14 protein-coding genes are annotated in these 17185 nt (G+C 61.7%); 12 read left to right on the top strand and 2 right to left on the bottom strand.

Features of this window, described 5'->3' with window-relative positions:
- Positions 1-85: 85 nt before the first annotated feature.
- Positions 86-637 carry a cupin domain-containing protein gene (locus DSC91_RS05120; protein ID WP_115777126.1) on the bottom strand — a complete coding sequence of 184 codons (552 nt, stop codon included), beginning with the start codon at positions 635-637 and terminating at the stop codon, positions 86-88.
- 417 nt (positions 638-1054) lie between these two features.
- Here DSC91_RS05120 and DSC91_RS38165 point away from each other — a divergent pair, with 417 nt between their 5' ends.
- From DSC91_RS38165 to DSC91_RS05065, 11 genes are all read left to right on the top strand, one after another.
- Positions 1055-1276, top strand: a complete 222-nt coding sequence (locus tag DSC91_RS38165) for a hypothetical protein (RefSeq protein WP_370577238.1) — start codon at positions 1055-1057, stop codon at positions 1274-1276.
- 303 nt (positions 1277-1579) lie between these two features.
- Entirely contained in the window at positions 1580-2374 is a 795-nt protein-coding gene (locus tag DSC91_RS05110) for a gamma-glutamyl-gamma-aminobutyrate hydrolase family protein (protein ID WP_115777125.1), read from the top strand.
- Between the two features lie 32 nt (positions 2375-2406).
- Positions 2407-3741 carry a glutamine synthetase family protein gene (locus DSC91_RS05105; RefSeq protein WP_115777124.1) on the top strand — a complete coding sequence of 445 codons (1335 nt, stop codon included), beginning with the start codon at positions 2407-2409 and terminating at the stop codon, positions 3739-3741.
- A gap of 49 nt (positions 3742-3790) precedes the next feature.
- The gene (locus DSC91_RS05100; RefSeq protein WP_115777123.1) at positions 3791-5236 is read left to right on the top strand and encodes an aspartate aminotransferase family protein; all 1446 of its coding nucleotides are present in this window, start codon (positions 3791-3793) and stop codon (positions 5234-5236) included.
- Positions 5237-5309: 73 nt separating this feature from the next.
- Entirely contained in the window at positions 5310-6431 is a 1122-nt protein-coding gene (locus DSC91_RS05095) for a polyamine ABC transporter substrate-binding protein (protein WP_115777122.1), read from the top strand.
- Positions 6432-6636: 205 nt separating this feature from the next.
- Entirely contained in the window at positions 6637-7800 is a 1164-nt protein-coding gene (locus DSC91_RS05090; protein WP_115777121.1) for an ABC transporter ATP-binding protein, read from the top strand.
- Positions 7797-8771: an ABC transporter permease subunit gene (locus DSC91_RS05085; protein ID WP_115777120.1), complete on the top strand. Its 975-nt coding sequence runs from the start codon at positions 7797-7799 to the stop codon at positions 8769-8771. Before DSC91_RS05090 ends, DSC91_RS05085 begins: the two co-directional genes overlap by 4 nt.
- A complete protein-coding gene (locus DSC91_RS05080; RefSeq protein WP_115777119.1) occupies positions 8768-9679 on the top strand; it encodes an ABC transporter permease subunit in 912 nt (303 codons plus the stop codon). The genes DSC91_RS05085 and DSC91_RS05080 overlap by 4 nt, the downstream gene beginning before the upstream one ends.
- 38 nt (positions 9680-9717) lie before the next feature.
- Complete coding sequence (locus tag DSC91_RS05075; protein WP_115777118.1) at positions 9718-11286, top strand: DUF3138 family protein; 1569 nt, start codon at positions 9718-9720, stop codon at positions 11284-11286.
- A 73-nt stretch (positions 11287-11359) separates the two neighbouring features.
- Positions 11360-12652 carry an NAD(P)/FAD-dependent oxidoreductase gene (locus tag DSC91_RS05070; protein WP_115777117.1) on the top strand — a complete coding sequence of 431 codons (1293 nt, stop codon included), beginning with the start codon at positions 11360-11362 and terminating at the stop codon, positions 12650-12652.
- Positions 12652-13974 (top strand): NAD(P)/FAD-dependent oxidoreductase, encoded by a 1323-nt coding sequence (locus DSC91_RS05065; protein WP_115777116.1) that lies wholly within the window; start codon positions 12652-12654, stop codon positions 13972-13974. Before DSC91_RS05070 ends, DSC91_RS05065 begins: the two co-directional genes overlap by 1 nt.
- A 21-nt stretch (positions 13975-13995) precedes the next feature.
- On the opposite strand, the gene DSC91_RS05060 is transcribed toward DSC91_RS05065, so the two are convergent.
- The gene (locus DSC91_RS05060) at positions 13996-15558 is read right to left on the bottom strand and encodes a methyl-accepting chemotaxis protein (RefSeq protein WP_229758236.1); all 1563 of its coding nucleotides are present in this window, start codon (positions 15556-15558) and stop codon (positions 13996-13998) included.
- A 404-nt stretch (positions 15559-15962) separates the two neighbouring features.
- On the opposite strand from DSC91_RS05060, the gene DSC91_RS05050 reads away from it, so the two are divergent.
- Positions 15963-17159, top strand: coding sequence for an amidohydrolase family protein (locus tag DSC91_RS05050; RefSeq protein WP_115777115.1), 1197 nt, complete (start codon positions 15963-15965; stop codon positions 17157-17159).
- The last annotated feature ends 26 nt before the right edge of the window (positions 17160-17185 follow it).

Raw genomic sequence — 17185 nt, 5'->3', positions numbered from 1 at the left:
ATGCCTCAATGTTATGCGCTCGACGCACGCCGGCATCGGCTTCAGGCGGCTTGGAACTGCGTCGCGGCGCGTTGGCGCGGAGTCTTTAGAACGTGGGCGGCGAATTGGCCGACACGATCTCGCAGAGATGCTCCGCGCTGGGATTGCGAAAACGATGCGGTAGACGGCTCTCGAAGTAATAGCTGTCACCGGGGTCGAGCAGCCACGTGACACCGTCCACCGTCAGTTCGATCTGACCGCTGACCACCACCCCGCCCTCGTGCCCCGCGTGCTCCAGCATCTCCGGCCCGGTATCCGACAGCGGCTGGTAGACCTCGCGCAGAATGCCCATGTTGCGGTCTTTCACACTGGAACCGGCGAGATAGAACTCGATCGACTCGTTGCCGAGATTCGGCATGTCGGCGCGGCGCGATACGACGGAGCGCTCCACCTCGACTTCAAACGTGAAGAACTCGGCAAGACTCATCGGTATGCATTCGAGCAGTTTCTTCAACGACCCAACCGAGGGACTCACGCGGTTCTGTTCGATCAGCGAGATCGTGCCGTTCGTCACCCCCGCCCGTTTCGCCAGCTCACGCTGCGACAGGCCATTCTTCTTACGGATGTACTGCAGGCGGGTCGCTACTTCTATGGACATCGCTAGGTTCTCTGACATAGGAAACGATCGGGCGCGTGGACTCGGGCAACGTGCGCCCGTGAGTGTTGAATATTCTAATCACTTTAATCGTTGCGCCGCTGGGGAAAACCCTGAAAGGATTCCGAAATATGACTTGCGCAACGATTGTTCCCACCGGCCGGGATTCTGGCGACACCCTCGGGAAAGCCCTGATAATTCTTTTATAAAAATGATTTGACGGCATTATTGGCTCGTATACGATGGTTCTCAGGCGATCGTCATGCCGACGTCACGAAGCACGAAACGGTGTTTTTTGACGCAGCGAACCCTGTTCGCGCCGGGCAGAGGCGATCATCCCAGCGTCATGTTTCTTTAAACGCCCAGTGCGTTTTTCGAGCAAGCGTTCAATACTTTCAACGTCGCTAGTCGAGTGTAATCGTGAGAGTCCGAGGCCCTTTGGTGAGATGGAATCGAAGTCAGGCGAGTTGTCCTCGCGCTGACGGCGCCATCGCCGACGGCAGCAGCGGCAGCCTTGCGTTCCGCCGCTTTCTGTCCGTCTTCACGATCCTGTCCCGCCGTTCAGTTCGACGTCACAACTCCATCTCCGCGCGCGCCTTCATTGCTGTGCGCACGGACGAAGTCGCCTCGCTGCTGCCGTAGCGCCTCCCCTTTTTTCGCCGTTCGATTCGTCCGTTTGCGTGAGCGTGCTCTCTCGAGCCATGCGTTCGTGCGTGTGCGGCGCCGTCTGCCGCCTATACGCTTCATGCGGATCAGATCAGTTGCGCACCGCAGCGGACCGAATCGAACGGCACATCTGATTACCACGCGCGGCGCGTCCCGCTGACGACGACCGCCTGCACGACCCGGTGGCCTGACGCCTTGCGTCCGGCTGCGGAATGTTGCCGCGCCGTGTTTAACGTTGTTCATGCCGCGTCCCGCGGGGAACATACACGTCTATCTGATATGCGAAACAAACCTCTCGTCGGCATCAGCGCCGACAGAACGATGATGGGAGTCCACCCGTCGCACGTGACCGGCGAGAAGTACATCGCCGCGATCGTGGACGGCTCGCAGGCGCTGGCCATGTTGCTGCCGGCGCTCGGCGAGCGTCAGTCCACCGAAGACGTGCTGGCTGCTGTCGACGGCTTGCTGTTCACCGGCAGCTATTCGAATGTCGAGCCGCACCGCTACGGCGGCCATCCCAGCGCGCCGGGCACGCTGCACGACGCCGCACGCGATGCGACGACGCTGCCGCTGCTGCGCGCCGCGATCGCAGCAGGCGTGCCGGTGCTGGCGGTATGCCGGGGTTTCCAGGAAATGAACGTGGTGTTCGGCGGGACGTTGCATCAAAGCGTTCACGCGGTGGCCGGCTTGAACGACCATCGCGAGAACAAGGAAGACGACCTCGACGTGCAATACGCACCGTCGCATTCGATCACGCTGACGCAGGGCGGCTTGTTGCAGCGCCTCGCGGGCGGCACGAATGAAGCGCGTGTGAATTCATTGCACGGTCAGGGCGTCGAGCGGCTAGGCGCGGGACTGGTGGCTGAAGCCACCGCCCCGGACGGATTGATCGAAGCGGTGAGCGTGAAAGATGCGCGTGCCTTCGCGCTGGGTGTGCAGTGGCACCCGGAATGGAAGCATGCCGACGACGCGCTTTCCACCGCGATCTTTCGCGCCTTCGGCGACGCCTGCCGCGATCGAATGCGCACCAAGGCCGGCTATGGCGCGGCATCCGCCGCCGCCACGCATGCCTGAGCCGGTCGCGCACCAAAACTGAGAGAATAATCATGCATGAAATCGACGACTTCCTGAAGCAGAACCGCGTCACCGAAATCGAAGCAATCATTCCGGATATGGCCGGGATCGCACGCGGCAAGATCATTCCGCGCAGCAAGTTCGAATCCGGCGAATCCATGCGCTTGCCGCAGGCGGTGATGATCCAGACCGTCACAGGGGACTATCCGGAAGACGGCACGCTCACCGGCGTCACCGACCCGGACATGGTCTGCGTGCCCGACGCCAGCACCATCCGCATGATTCCGTGGGCCGTCGATCCGACCGCCCAGGTGATCCACGATTGCGTTCACTTCGACGGCACGCCCGTCGCAATCTCGCCGCGCCGTGTGCTGCGCCGCGTGCTCGAGCTGTATAAGGCCAAAGGCTGGAAGCCAGTTATCGCGCCCGAGCTCGAGTTCTACCTGGTCGACATGAACAAGGACCCGGACCTGCCGCTGCAACCGCCGATCGGCCGTACGGGCCGTCCGGAGACCGGACGTCAGGCGTACTCGATCGAAGCCGTCAACGAATTCGATCCGCTGTTCGAAGACATCTATGAATACTGTGAAGTGCAGGAACTGGAAGTCGACACGCTGATTCACGAAGTCGGCGCCGCGCAGATGGAAATCAATTTCATGCACGGCGATCCGCTCAAGCTCGCCGACAGCGTGTTCCTGTTCAAGCGCACGGTGCGTGAAGCCGCGCTGCGTCACAAGATGTACGCAACCTTCATGGCCAAGCCGATGGAAGGCGAACCGGGCTCGGCGATGCACATGCACCAGAGCCTAGTCGATGAAGAAACCGGCCACAACCTGTTCACCGGTGCGGACGGCAAGCCCACCTCCTTGTTTACGGGCTATATCGCGGGCCTGCAGAAATACACGCCGGCGCTGATGCCGATTTTCGCGCCGTACATCAACTCGTATCGCCGCCTGTCGCGCTTCATGGCCGCACCGATCAACGTGGCATGGGGTTACGACAACCGCACGGTGGGGTTCCGGATTCCGCATTCGGGACCGGCCGCGCGCCGCATCGAGAACCGCATTCCGGGCGTAGACTGCAATCCGTATCTGGCGATTGCCGCAACGCTCGCCGCCGGCTATCTCGGCATGACGCAAAACCTCGAAGCCACCGAGCCGCTGCTCAGTGACGGCTACGAATTGCCGTACCAGTTGCCGCGCAACCTCGAAGAGGGGCTGACGCTGATGGGCGCCTGCGAGCCGATCGCCGAAGTACTCGGCGAGAAATTCGTCAAGGCTTACCTCGCACTGAAAGAAACCGAATACGAAGCGTTTTTCCGCGTGATCAGTTCGTGGGAACGCCGGCATTTGCTGCTGCACGTCTAAGGCTTTTATCGACGACGTCGCCCGCAAACGCAAAAAAATTGGAGGCAGTATGAGCTATAGAACAGAAGAAGTCGCTTACGTGCAACCGGCCATTCAACCCAGCGCCGCTGCAGGCGCACAGGCCACGCAACAACGCAGCACCGCCGAATACCGCGCGCTCGACGCCGCGCACCACATCCATCCGTTTTCGGATATGGGTTCGCTCAATCGCGCCGGCAGCCGCGTGATCGTCAAGGCGCAAGGCGTGTACCTGTGGGATTCGGACGGCAACAAGATCATCGACGGCATGGCCGGTTTGTGGTGCGTGAACGTCGGGTATGGCCGCAAGGAACTGGCCGACGCAGCGTACCGCCAGATGCAGGAACTGCCCTTCTACAACACCTTCTTCAAGACCACGCACCCGCCGGTAATCGAACTGTCAGCCTTGCTTGCCGAGCTCGCACCGGAACCGTTCAATCACTTCTTCTATTGCAACAGCGGCTCCGAAGGCAACGACACCGTCCTGCGCATCGTCCATCAATACTGGGCGACGCAAGGCAAGCATTCGAAGAAGTTCGTCATTTCGCGCAAGAACGGCTATCACGGCTCGACGATCGCCGGCGGCACGCTGGGCGGCATGGGCTACATGCACGAACAGATGCCCTCGAAAGTCGAGAACATCGTGCATATCGACCAGCCGTACTTCTTCGGCGAAGCAGAAGGCAATCTGACGCCGGAAGAATTCGCTCTGGCCCGCGCGCAGCAACTCGAAGCGAAGATTCTCGAAATCGGCCCGGACAACGTGGCTGCCTTTATCGGTGAGCCTTTCCAGGGCGCGGGCGGCGTGATCTTCCCGGCTTCGACGTACTGGCCGGAAATCCAGCGCATCTGCCGCAAGTACGACATCCTGCTGGTCGCCGACGAAGTGATCGGCGGCTTCGGCCGGACCGGCGAATGGTTCGCGCATCAGCACTTCGGTTTCGAGCCGGATCTGATCACGCTGGCCAAGGGCCTGACAAGCGGCTATGTGCCGATGGGCGCGGTCGGTCTGCACGATCGCGTCGCCAAGGCGATCATCGAGAACGGCGACTTCAATCATGGCCTCACCTACTCCGGCCATCCGGTGGCCGCGGCGGTGGCGCTCGCCAATCTGAAACTGCTGCGCGACGAAAAGATCGTCGAGCGCGTCAAGACCGACACGGGTCCGTACTTCCAGAAGAAGCTGCGCGACACCTTCGCCAATCACCCGATCATCGGCGAAATCTCCGGTGCGGGCCTGGTGGCCGGCCTGCAACTCGCCGAAGACCCGAAAGCGCGCAAGCGCTTCGCCAATGGCGGTGAAGTCGGCACGATCTGCCGCGACTTCTGCTTCAACGGCAACCTGATCATGCGCGCCACCGGCGACCGGATGCTGCTCTCGCCGCCGCTCGTGATCAACAAGCTGGAAATCGACGAGATCGTTTCGAAGGCCAAATACGCCATCGACGCGACCGCACAACAACTCGGAATTTCGTAACGGCAGTTCGTTCCGGCATGGGCACACCCACGATACGCGCTCATGCCGGTTCTTCACATCAAGGGAAAAAACCATGAGCGTTTGTCATCTTCGTCATGCGGTCGCGGGGGCCGCGCTTCTCGCCTTCACGGGTTTTGCGGCGTTGTCGGTCACGCCGGCCCTTGCGGCCGACACGGAACTGAATGTCTACAACTGGTCGGACTACATCGCGAAGGACACGATTCCGAACTTCGAGAAGCAGCAAAGCATCCACGTCAAGTACGACAACTACGATAGCGACGACACGTTGCAGGCCAAGCTGCTCGCGGGCAGTTCCGGTTACGACATCGTGGTGCCGACATCGAACTACATGGCCAAGCAGATTCAGGCCGGCGTGTACATGAAGCTCGACAAGTCGAAACTGCCGAACCTGTCGAACCTCGACCCTGTATTGATGAAGATGATTTCCGACGCCGATCCGGGCAACCAGTACGGTGTGCCCTGGGCCTACGGCACCGACGGTATCGGCTACAACGTGCAGGCCGTGCAGAAAGCACTCGGCGCCAATGCCCCGGTGGATAGCTGGGCGCTCGTGTTCGACCCGGCCAATCTGTCGAAGCTGAAGGGCTGCGGCGTGTCGTTCCTCGACCAGGCGGTCGACGTGTTTGCCGCCACCCTGCAATACATGCATAAGGACCCGAACAGCACGAACCCCGCCGACTATCAGGCCGCGTTCGAAGTGCTGAAGAAAGTCCGCCCGTATATCACCCAATTCAATTCGTCCGGCTACATCAACGACCTTGCTAACAACGACATCTGCGTCGCGGTGGCGTGGTCCGGCGACGTCGGCATCGCGAGCCGCCGTACCGCTGAAGCCAAGCGTTCGTATCAGGTGAAATTCTCGAACGTCAAGGAAGGCGGCCTGCTGTGGTTCGACGTGATGGTGATCCCGAAAGACGCACCGCATCCGGAAGCCGCGCTGAAGTGGATCAATTACATCGAAGATCCGAAGGTCAACGCCGCGATCACCAATGAAGTGTTCTATCCGACTGCGAACAAGGCCGCGCGCCAGTTCGTCGTACCGGGTGTCGCACAGGATGCAACGGTTTATCCGGGCGACGAAGTGTTGAGCAAAATGACGCTCATGAAGCCAATGCCCACCGACATTCTGCGCCTTGAAAATCGTCTTTGGGCGCAGCTTAAAACCGGCCATTAATAAAGCCAAACCAAAAAGAATCGATCCCGCGCTCAGGGATCGCTCGAACCCTGAGCGCATGAATGGCAGTAACGGCAGTCAGCCTGCGCTTTAGGGTTCCACCTGCGCAGTCCCATGTTTTCCGATCGCAGCGCATCTTGCGAGCCGCTCTTTGCGACTCGTACGGAGACACTTGCGCTCGCGATCCGCAAGGAATGGTTACATCATGAACTCGACGACATTACCTAGCGTAGCCGGCGCCACCCAGATGGCCCGCCCCGCACACACGACAAAATCGAAATCGGACGAATTCGTTCGCATTGAAAATGTCGTGAAGAAATTCGGCGACAGCACCGCTGTCGACAACGTCAATCTGAGCATTGCGAAGAACGAACTGTTCGCGCTGCTCGGCAGCTCCGGCTGCGGCAAGTCCACGCTCCTGCGCATGCTCGCGGGGCTCGAGACGGTGACTTCCGGACGCATTTTCGTCGACGGCGAAGATCTCGCCGCGATGCCGCCGTACAAGCGGCCGGTCAACATGATGTTCCAGTCGTATGCACTGTTCCCGCACATGAGCGTCGAAGCGAATATCGCCTTCGGCCTCAAGCAGGAAGGCACGCCGAAGAACGAGATCAAGGAACGCGTTGCCGACGCGCTCAATCTCGTGCAGATGAGCAAATACGCGCAACGCAAACCGCATCAGTTGTCCGGCGGACAGCAGCAGCGTGTGGCGCTGGCCCGCTCGCTCGTCAAGCGCCCCAAGCTGCTGCTGCTCGACGAACCGATGTCGGCGCTCGACAAGAAGATCCGCCAGAAAACCCAGCTCGAACTGGTCAACATCATCGAGAAGGTCGACGTGACCTGCGTGATGGTGACGCACGATCAGGAAGAGGCGATGACGATGGCAGGCCGCCTCGCCGTGATGAGCGAAGGCCGCATCGTGCAGATCGGCTCGCCCAGCCAGGTGTACGAGTTCCCGAATAGCCGCTTCTCGGCCGAGTTCATCGGCTCGACCAATCTGTTCGAAGGCACCGTGGTCGCGGATGAGCCGGACCACATCTTCGTGGAAAGCGAAGACCTCGAGTCGCGCATTTACGTGAGCCACGGCATTACCGGCCCGCTCGGCATGCCGGTGGGCATCTCGGTGCGTCCGGAACGCGTGAAGGTTTCGCTCGACAAGCCTTCCACACCGCACAACTGGGCGCGCGGCGTGGTCTCGGACGTCGCGTACATGGGCAGCTATTCGCTGTATCACGTGCGCCTGCCGAGCGGCAAGACGGTCGTGTCGAATCTCTCCAGCTCGCACCTGATGAGCGAAGGTGCGCCGTCCTATAACGACGACGTGTTCGTCTACTGGTCGCCCGCCAGCGGCGTGGTGCTGACGCAATGAGCCATCCCACTACCTCCTCCCCCGCGGCGCTCGGCGCGCCGTCCGGCAGCCGCCTGCTCGGCTCGCTGAAAAAACGCCTCTCGATACTGGTGCCGTCAGGCCGCACGACCGTGATCGGCGTGCCGTTCATGTGGCTCTTCGTGTTCTTCGCGTTGCCGTTCGTGCTGGTGCTGAAGATCAGTTTCGCCGATCTGCGTCTGGGCATCCCGCCGTACACGGATCTCGTGACAGTCAAGGACGGCATGGTGCACTTCGCCATGCAGCTCAGCCACTACGCCTTCCTGCTGCAGGACGATCTGTACGTCGCGACGTATATCAGCTCGCTGAAGATGGCCGGAATCTCGACCTTCTTCTGCCTGTTGATCGGCTACCCGATTGCGTATTACATCGCCCGCTCGGAGCCGACCAAACGCAACCTGCTGATGATGGGCGTGATGCTGCCGTTCTGGACGTCGTTCCTGATCCGCGTCTACGCCTGGATCGGCATTCTGAAGGACGACGGCCTGCTCAATCACACGCTGATGTCCATCGGCATGATTCATTCACCGTTGCGCCTCTACCACACGGATATTGGCGTTTATATCGGCATGGTTTATTCGTATCTTCCGTTCATGGTGATGCCGCTGTATGCCCACCTGGTGAAGATGGATCTGACGCTGCTCGAAGCCGCTTACGACCTCGGTTGCAAGCCGTGGACCGCGTTCACGCGCATCACCTTGCCGCTGTCGAAGAACGGCATCATCGCCGGCAGCCTGCTGGTGTTCATTCCGGCGGTGGGCGAGTACGTGATTCCTGAACTGCTCGGCGGCGCCGATACGCTGATGATCGGCCGCGTGATGTGGGATGAATTCTTCAACGATATGGACTGGCCGATGGCATCCGCTGTCACCGTCGCGATGGTTCTACTGCTGCTCGTGCCGATGGCCGTGTTCCAGTACTACCAGGTCAAGGAACTGGAGGACGCGAAATGATCAAGCCAAATAGAACGCTGTCCAATAGCGTACTGACGGTCGGGTTTCTGTTTCTGTATATCCCGATCATCAGCCTGGTGGTGTATTCGTTCAACGAGTCGAAGCTCGTCACGGTCTGGTCCGGCTTTTCGCTCAAATGGTATGGGGCCTTGCTGCAAGACGGCGAACTGCTCAGTGCAGCGTGGCTGTCGCTGAAAATCGGTCTGCTGACCGCGTGTGCATCGGTGGTGATCGGTACGTGGGCAGGTTTCGTGCTCGCCCGCTTCGGACGCTTTCGCGGCTTCACGCTGTTCGCCGGCATGATCAACGCGCCGCTGGTGATTCCTGAAGTGATTCAGGGCATCTCGCTGTTGCTGCTGTTCGTCGCGCTCGAACAGATGCTCGGCTGGCCGAAGGGCCGTGGCCTCTTCACGATCTGGATCGGCCACGTGATGCTGTGCGTATCGTACGTGGCGATCATCGTGCAATCGCGGGTGAAGGAGCTCAACAAGTCGCTCGAAGAAGCCGCGCTCGATCTCGGCGCCACGCCGTTCAAGGTGTTCTTCCTGATCACGCTGCCGCTGATCTCGCAGGCTCTGATGTCCGGCTGGCTGCTGTCGTTCACGCTGTCTTTCGACGATCTCGTGCTCTCGGCGTTCCTGTCCGGTCCTGGCTCGACCACGCTGCCGCTCGTGGTGTTCTCGCGTGTGCGCCTCGGTCTGAATCCGGAAATGAACGCGCTCGCCACGATCTTCATCACCACGGTGACGATCGGCGTGATCGCCGTCAACCGCTGGATGCAGGTGCGCGAGCGCAAGCGCAACCGCGACATGCAGATGGCGTTCGCGCTCGCCGAAGCCGCGGACCCGTTGCCGTCAGCACCACAACAAGCCGCCGTACGGAAATCGCTCGATACGGCAAGCGCATAAGAAGTCCTTTTGCAATACGACCAATAAGGAGAATTTGCATGAGAAAGAAGCTCATCTGTCTGTTGGTGGCGGGGAGTTTGCCAGGCTTTGCCATGGCGGACGCCACCAGCGACCAGATCAAGGCGCTACAGGCCCAGCTCAACGCGCTGCAAAAGGAGGTGAAGCAGTTGCGTGCCGAGGTGGCGTCCAAGCCGAAGGCGGTGGCAGCGGCACCGGCTCCGGCGCCGGCCGTGGTGGCGGCGCCGGTCGACATCTCCTCGCCGGACTACGGCAAGGCGCAGGCGACGCTGACCAACGATCAGGTCGATTCGATGAAGCAGCAGATCGCCAATCAGCAGCTGAAGGTCGATTCGCTGGTGGACGCGGCGAACACGGGGCCGATCGCCGGCCTGTCGGTGACCGGTTATATCGATCCGACCTACATCTATAACCGTGCGCAGAGCAGCTCGTCGTTCCTGTTCGCGAACCACGAAAGCGCCTACAACTACTTCAACAGTACGTTCGGCGATCTGTACCTCGACATCAAGAAGACCTTCGGTGTAGGCCCGATGGCGCCGTCGGCCGAAATCACCTTGATGCCGAACCGCGGCAACGGTATTACGCTGCTGACGAACGAGCATGGCAACATCGGCAACAACATCCTCAACACGGCAGTCGTCAATGTGCCGCTCACGGCGACGACGACGCTCGTCGCCGGTTTGATTCCGAGCTTCGGCGGTTATGAAGTGCAGCAGTCGAACCAGATGCTCACGCTCACGCACAACCTGCTGTATGACTTCTCGGATCCGGGCAGCTACATCGGGATCGGTGCGAACTACACGACGGGTAACTGGGCGTGGAAGTTCTTCCTCGGCAACGAGCAGTACCGCACGTACGGCGCGACGACGCAGGTCGGCACCAACGCACTTGGCGATCCGATCACGACCAGCAACAAGATCCCGACGTTCACGGCGCGTACCGACTACACGTGGTCGAGCGCGCTGGATGTCGGCGGGTCGTTCAATATCGGCCGTCAGACGCTGCCTAGCGCCATTGATGCGAACACCGGCGCGGTCTCGTACGGCGTAGGCGGTCAATCGCCTAGCGCGGGCGGCACGTTCTTCTTCACCGAAGCCGACCTGACCTACACCCTCGCCGACGTGCAGTACAACGCCGAAATCGACTACGGCCAGCAGCAGAACGCGGCGTACAACGGCGGTCAGGCGCAGTGGTACGGCCTCTCGCTGCTCGCGCACCGCAAGTTCAACCTGCCGGTGGTGGGCCGCATGGGCGCGACGGTGCGCTATGACCTGCTCGTCGACAGCAAGAACGGCGGTGGCGGCGGTGGCATCGCGCTGAATTCGAACGGCATGGATACGGCGGACGGCTTCGGTATCGGCGCGGACTGCCTCGCCAATTCGAAGGCGAACGGCGGTCTCGGCTTCGAGTGCAAGGGCGCCACCCGTCAGGACGTGTCGCTCGACCTGCTGTTCTATCCGACCCAGCAGATCACGGTCAAGGTGGAATACCGCCACGACTGGGCGAACAAACAGGTGTTCCTGAAGAACGACGGCTCGTACGGCAAGTCCAACGACCTGCTCGCGACGCAGTTCATCTACTCGTTCTAACACGACCCGCCTCATCGCGTGGCCCGGCTTGACCGCGGGCCACGCGTCAGGGCCTCTTCCGCATGCTCTGCCTATGCTCCGTTTCTCAAACCAGCCTCACGTCGCCTCGTATTACGCAGCAACCGCCAACGACACCACCCGCCATCCCCCGCTCGAAGAAACGCTCAATGTCGACGTCTGCGTGATCGGCGCGGGACTCACCGGCATCTCGACCGCGTTGAATCTCGCCGAACGCGGTCACTCGGTCGCGGTGCTCGAAGCATCGAAAGTCGGATGGGCCGCGAGCGGCCGCAATGGCGGCCAGTTGATCGGCGGCTTTGCCTGCGATATCGATACATTCGCGAAGTTCATGCCCGCGGATGACGTGAAGCGTGTTTGGGACATGGGGCTCGAAACCCTGGATATCGTCAAGGAACGCGTCGCGAAGCATCAGATCGACTGCGACCTGACCATCGGTTACCTGACCGCGGCGAACAAGCCGCGCGATACGGACGCGCTGCAAAAATGGCGCGACGAAGCGCAACGGCGCTTCGGCTACGACCGCTTCAGCTATGTCGACGCCGACGGCGTCGGCAGCTATGTTCAATCGCAACGCTACCTCGGCGGATTGTTCGATGCGGACAGCGGCCATCTGCATCCGTTGAATTACACGCTCGGTCTGGCGCGCGCGGCACGCGAGGCCGGCGTACGGATTTTCGAAGACAGTTGCGTCACCGCGCTGCGCGAGGAAAACGGCCGGCATGTGGCCGAAACGGCGCGCGGCAAGGTAAATGCGCAATTTGTCGTGCTCGCCTGCAATACCTATCTCGGACAACTCGCGCCGGATCTCGCCAGCAAGATCATGCCGGTCGGCACCTACGTGATCGCCACCGAACCGCTCGACCCCGATCGCGCCGAAGCGCTGATGCCGGCGAAAGCGGCCGTGTGCGACAGCCGCTTCGTGCTGGACTATTTCCGGCCCGCCCCCGACAATCGTTTGCTGTGGGGCGGCAAAGTCAGCTATTCGACGTTCGCGCCGCGCAATCTCGGTGAAGCGATGCGCCGCGATATGCTGAAAACTTTCCCGCAACTCGACGATGTCAAAATCGACTATGCGTGGGGCGGCTTCGTCGACATCACGATGAATCGCGCGCCGCATTTCGGGCGGCTATCGCCCACCGTGTATTTCGCGCAAGGTTTCTCCGGCCATGGCGTGAACACCACCGGGCTCGCGGGCAAGCTGATCGCCGAAGCGATCGACGGCCAGGCCTCGCGCTTCGACTTGTTCGGCAAGATTCGTCACCGCGACTTCCCCGGCGGCGCTACACTGCGCACCCCCGCCCTCGTGCTCGCGATGGCCTGGTATCGAATGAAGGACCTGCTTTGATGAATGCTCCAACGCCTGGCTTTAACACCCTCGACCGCCGCGCCGATGCGCTGATCGCCAACTCCTACTACGAGGCGAGCGCCGCGCGTCCGCCAGCCGACGATCCGATGCTCGACGGCACGCTGGAGGCCGACGTCTGTGTGATCGGCGCGGGCTTCTCCGGGTTGTCGGTGGCGCTGGAATGCCGGGCGCGCGGCTTGTCGGTGATCGTGCTCGATGCGCATCGTCCCGGTTGGGGCGCGTCGGGGCGCAACGGCGGACAGACGCTGGTCGGTTTCGCGAAAGACGAGATCATCGAACGCCAACTCGGGCTCGACGGTGCGCGCGCCGCGTGGGCGATGTCGGTGGAAGGCGTGGCTTTGGTGCGCGAACGCATCGAACGCTACGGCATCGACTGCGATTTCACCTCCGGCTATCTGACGGTGGCCACCAAACCGAAGCGTGTGCCGGATTTGCGTTCGTGGATGGAGTCGGCCTCGCAACGCTGGGGCTATACGAAACTGTCGTGGCTCGATACCGATGAAGTGCGTTCACGCGTCGCGTCGCAACGCTATCTGGCAGGCGTCTACGATCCGTTTTCCGGCCATCTGCATCCGCTCAAATACTGCCTCGGTCTTGCCGATGCGGCACGTCGTGAAGGTGCCCAATTGTTTGCGCATTCGCCGGTGACCGAAGTCGTGCGCGGCACCCGGCCTATCGTGCGCACCGCTCGCGGCGAGGTGCGCTGCCGCTTCGTCGCGGCATGCGGCAACGCCACGATCGGCGACGTGTTGCCCGCACCGGTGGCCGCGCGCATCGCGCCGATCGCTTCCTACATTGTCGCCACGGAACCGCTCGGTCAGGCACGCGCCGACGCGCTGATCAAAGGGCGCGAGGCGATTTGCGACAACAACTTCTTCCTCGATTACTTCCGCTTGTCGGCCGATCATCGCGTGCTGTTCGGCGGGCGCGCGAGTTCGACTGGTGCTTCGCCTGTCCAGCTCGGCGAAGAGATTCGCAAACGCATGATCGGCGTGTTCCCGCAGCTAGGCGATGTGCGAATCGACTATGCGTGGGGCGGTTTTGTCGACGTGACGCGCAACCGTGCGCCCGATTTCGGCTCGATCGATCCGAACTACTTCTACGTGCAGGGCTTTTCGGGTCACGGCGTGGCGCTGACCGGCATTGCCGGACGCGTGATTGCTAAAGCCATGGCCGGTGAGACGGCCGCCTTCGATCTGTTCGCGCAGTTGCGGCATGCACGCTTTCCGGGCGGCCCGGCATTGCGTGGACCGGCGCTGGAACTCGGGATGATGTATCACCGGATTCTGGAGTTGTTCTAGGCGTGTCTTGCACCGGCGGAACTACGCGCGGGAGCCCACCGTAAAGATGGAAACAGCCTCGTCGAGGCGCGTCACCTGTTCGTCGAGCGACTGCGCGGCGGCCGCCGCCTCTTCGACCAGCGCCGCATTCTGCTGGGTAACCTGATCGATCTGGCCGATCGCCACGTTGACCTCCTCGATGCCGTGACCCTGCAGATCCGACGCCGTAGCAATCTCTTCGACAATACCCGCGACCCGGCGTATCGCCTGCTGCACCTCCGCGGTCGCGCGGCCCGCCTCCTGCGCCTGTTGCGAGCCCGATCGAATCGTGGCGACCGATTGCTCGATCAGATCCTTGATCTCCTTCGCAGCAGACGAAGAACGTTGCGCAAGACTACGCACCTCCGCCGCGACCACCGCGAAGCCTCGCCCTTCCTCGCCCGCCCGCGCCGCCTCGACCGCTGCGTTCAGTGCAAGAATGTTGGTCTGGAATGCGACGCCTTCGATCATCGATATGATTTCCGCGATTCGCGAGGAGCTCGCCGCGATTTCGCTCATCGTGCCGACCATCCGTTCGACCGCCCGATTTCCTTCATCGGAAATTCGCGTCGTGCTGACAGCAAGCGCGTTGGCCTGTCGCGCGGCGTCGGCGTTCTGCTGCACGGTTGCAGTGAGCTCGCCGAGGTTGCCGGCCGTCTGTTGCAGCGATGCAGCCTGCTGTTCGGTACGCGACGACAAATCGAGGTTGCCGGCAGCAATCTGTTTCGACGCCGCACCGACCGCATCGCTCGATGAGCGCACCTCGGCGACCACCGCGGCCATCTGCTCGAGCAGGCTGTTTAGTGCGGTTGCCGTGTGACCGATCTCGTCCATTCGCACAACGCTTGCGCGCTGCGAAAGATCCAGTGACCGGCTGACACGCTCCAAAGTGTCCTGCATCTGACGCATACCCCGGCTGATAATTGCATAGAGGCGGCTCCCCAGTATCCCGGTCACCACGAGCGCCGCGCCGGCGATCGCGAGCATCAGGCTGAACGCGAGCCGGTAGGCGTTTGCATTTTCCTCTCGCACCACGTTGCTGCGAGCGATGTTCTCGCTCAGATGCTCGTGAAGCCCATCGTTCAGCGCCAGCGCAGCGTTATGAACGGCGCCGCCGTCGTGAAGCATCGCGAGTGCGCCATCGCGGTCGCCCGCCTGCATCTTGTCGAAGAACGCCTGACGGGCGTCGCGATACGTGCCCATGCGGGCACGATCCGCCTCGAACAGTTTTCGATCGGTGTCGTCAGAGAGTTCGTGAGCCAGCGCGCCAGCAATTACTTCGTCAAACTGACGATCTGACTCGGCAATGTCCCGTTTCATACCCGAACGGCTGGCATCGTCGACACCATCGACCACGTAGCGGTAAACGGCCAGCCGCATTGCGGCCACTTTATCGAGTGCGGCCGATATCGATTTCAGGCTCGGTATCGTGCGCGTCTCCAAGCCTTCGATGCGCTGATAGGATGCGTGAAGTTGCGCCAATCCGTAGCCGCTGACCACTGCCAGCGCGAGCAGCGCGCCACCGAGTGTCATGGCGAGCCAGCGAGCGATCGTGATGTTTTTCATTGTCTTTGCGCCCCTTCTTTTCTGTCCAGTCCTGCCACCGTCGCCATGCCGATCGCACACGGCCGGTCGATCTTGAGTTCATCGACAGGCACGCGCTTCAAATACGAGTGCGACGAATGCCCGGCACCGGGATCGTCGGCGGACAGGCGGCTGACATCAGCCGGAAAATCTTCCCCGTTTTCACCTTTATGTAATATAGAAGTGGGTGAACGGACTCAATAACAACGTGGCGTGCGGGCCTTCAGTGCTTCCCGTGAGCTTCCCTGTATAACGGCGTGCCCCGGGCGATTATTCAGCGCTGTCGGCATCAAATTAATCAAAAGGTGCGATAGATAAAAGTTATGTGTCGCGCAATACGCGCTGCGGATCCGTATCCCTGCTTCCGTCAGATCGACTGGACCACCATGACTCGCTCTCTTCTTCTCTCCAACGTCCGGCTGGCTGACGGCCAGCCGGTCTCCGTATCCATCGCCGACGGCCGCATCGCGGCGCTCGGGCCGCATGTCGACGCGCAACCCGGCGCGTTGGCCGAAGACGGCTGCGGCGCGTTGCTGTTGCCGGGTTTCGTCGAAGGTCACACGCACCTCGACAAAAGCCACTGGGGCCGGTCGTGGTATCGCAACGAGGTCGGACCCGCCCTCACCGACCGGATCAGCAACGAGCGCGAATGGCGCAGGACGTCGGGACACGATGCGGCCAGCCAGTCGCTGGCGCTGGCGCGGGCATTCGTGCAGGCAGGCACGACACGCCTGCGCACTCATGCCGATGTGGATACCGGCGCGGGAATACGCTATGTCGAAGGCGTGCTCGGCACGCGGCAGACCATGCGCGATGTGCTGGACATGCAGATCGTCGCGTTTCCCCAGTCGGGCATGTTGATCCGTCCCGGCACGGTCGAACTGCTGGGCAACGCGCTCGCCGCCGGCGCCGACGTACTCGGCGCGCTCGATCCTGCCTTGATCGACGGCGATCCCGTTGCGTCATTGAACGCGACCTTCGCGCTGGCGGAACGCTACCGCAAGCCGATCGATATCCATCTGCACGAACCCGGCGAGGTCGGCGCATTCACGCTGAAACTGCTGCTCGATCGGGTCGAGGCGATGGGCATGCAGGGGCAGGTTGTCGTGAGCCATGCGTTTTGCCTCGGCGCATTGCCTGAACGCGAGCGCGACGCGCTGCTCGAACGGATCGCGCATCTGCGCGTGGCGCTTCTCACCAGCGCGCCGGCGTCTTGCCCCGTTCCGCCGCTCAAGGTTTGCCGGGACAAAGGCATCACGATCTTCGGCGGCAACGACGGCATTCGCGACACCTGGTCGCCGTACGGCGTACCGGACATGCTCGAGCGCGCGATGCTGATCGGCATGCGCTACGACTTGCGGCGCGACGACGACCTCGCGATTGCCTTCGACTGCGTGAGCGACGCTGCCGCGCGAGGTTGCGGATTCGCCGACTATGGCCTGCGCGTCGGCGCACGCGCGGACCTTGTACTGGTCGACGCGGAATGCGTCGCGCATGCCGTGGTGGCCCGGCCCAGGCGCAAGCTGGTCATCGCAAACGGGCGCATCGTCGCGCGCGAAGGCGAGTTGGTCGACGCTGCGTAATCAGGCGCGCGGCTAAAAGCCACGCA

Origin of the sequence: Paraburkholderia caffeinilytica (assembly GCF_003368325.1) — a bacterium.
GTDB classification, from domain to species: domain Bacteria; phylum Pseudomonadota; class Gammaproteobacteria; order Burkholderiales; family Burkholderiaceae; genus Paraburkholderia; species Paraburkholderia caffeinilytica.
Note: the sequence above shows the minus strand (reverse complement) of the source record. Positions and strands in the feature narration are given on the sequence as shown.

Excerpts from the sequence above, each read along its gene's own strand:
- DSC91_RS05120 (WP_115777126.1), bottom strand. The coding sequence starts at position 637 with ATGTCCATAGAAGTAGCGACCCGCCTGCAGTACATCCGTAAGAAGAAT.
- DSC91_RS05110 (WP_115777125.1), top strand. The coding sequence starts at position 1,580 with ATGCGAAACAAACCTCTCGTCGGCATCAGCGCCGACAGAACGATGATG.
- DSC91_RS05105 (WP_115777124.1), top strand. The coding sequence starts at position 2,407 with ATGCATGAAATCGACGACTTCCTGAAGCAGAACCGCGTCACCGAAATC.
- DSC91_RS05100 (WP_115777123.1), top strand. The coding sequence starts at position 3,791 with ATGAGCTATAGAACAGAAGAAGTCGCTTACGTGCAACCGGCCATTCAA.
- DSC91_RS05095 (WP_115777122.1), top strand. The coding sequence starts at position 5,310 with ATGAGCGTTTGTCATCTTCGTCATGCGGTCGCGGGGGCCGCGCTTCTC.
- DSC91_RS05090 (WP_115777121.1), top strand. The coding sequence starts at position 6,637 with ATGAACTCGACGACATTACCTAGCGTAGCCGGCGCCACCCAGATGGCC.
- DSC91_RS05085 (WP_115777120.1), top strand. The coding sequence starts at position 7,797 with ATGAGCCATCCCACTACCTCCTCCCCCGCGGCGCTCGGCGCGCCGTCC.
- DSC91_RS05080 (WP_115777119.1), top strand. The coding sequence starts at position 8,768 with ATGATCAAGCCAAATAGAACGCTGTCCAATAGCGTACTGACGGTCGGG.
- DSC91_RS05075 (WP_115777118.1), top strand. The coding sequence starts at position 9,718 with ATGAGAAAGAAGCTCATCTGTCTGTTGGTGGCGGGGAGTTTGCCAGGC.
- DSC91_RS05070 (WP_115777117.1), top strand. The coding sequence starts at position 11,360 with ATGCTCCGTTTCTCAAACCAGCCTCACGTCGCCTCGTATTACGCAGCA.
- DSC91_RS05065 (WP_115777116.1), top strand. The coding sequence starts at position 12,652 with ATGAATGCTCCAACGCCTGGCTTTAACACCCTCGACCGCCGCGCCGAT.
- DSC91_RS05060 (WP_229758236.1), bottom strand. The coding sequence starts at position 15,558 with ATGAAAAACATCACGATCGCTCGCTGGCTCGCCATGACACTCGGTGGC.
- DSC91_RS05050 (WP_115777115.1), top strand. The coding sequence starts at position 15,963 with ATGACTCGCTCTCTTCTTCTCTCCAACGTCCGGCTGGCTGACGGCCAG.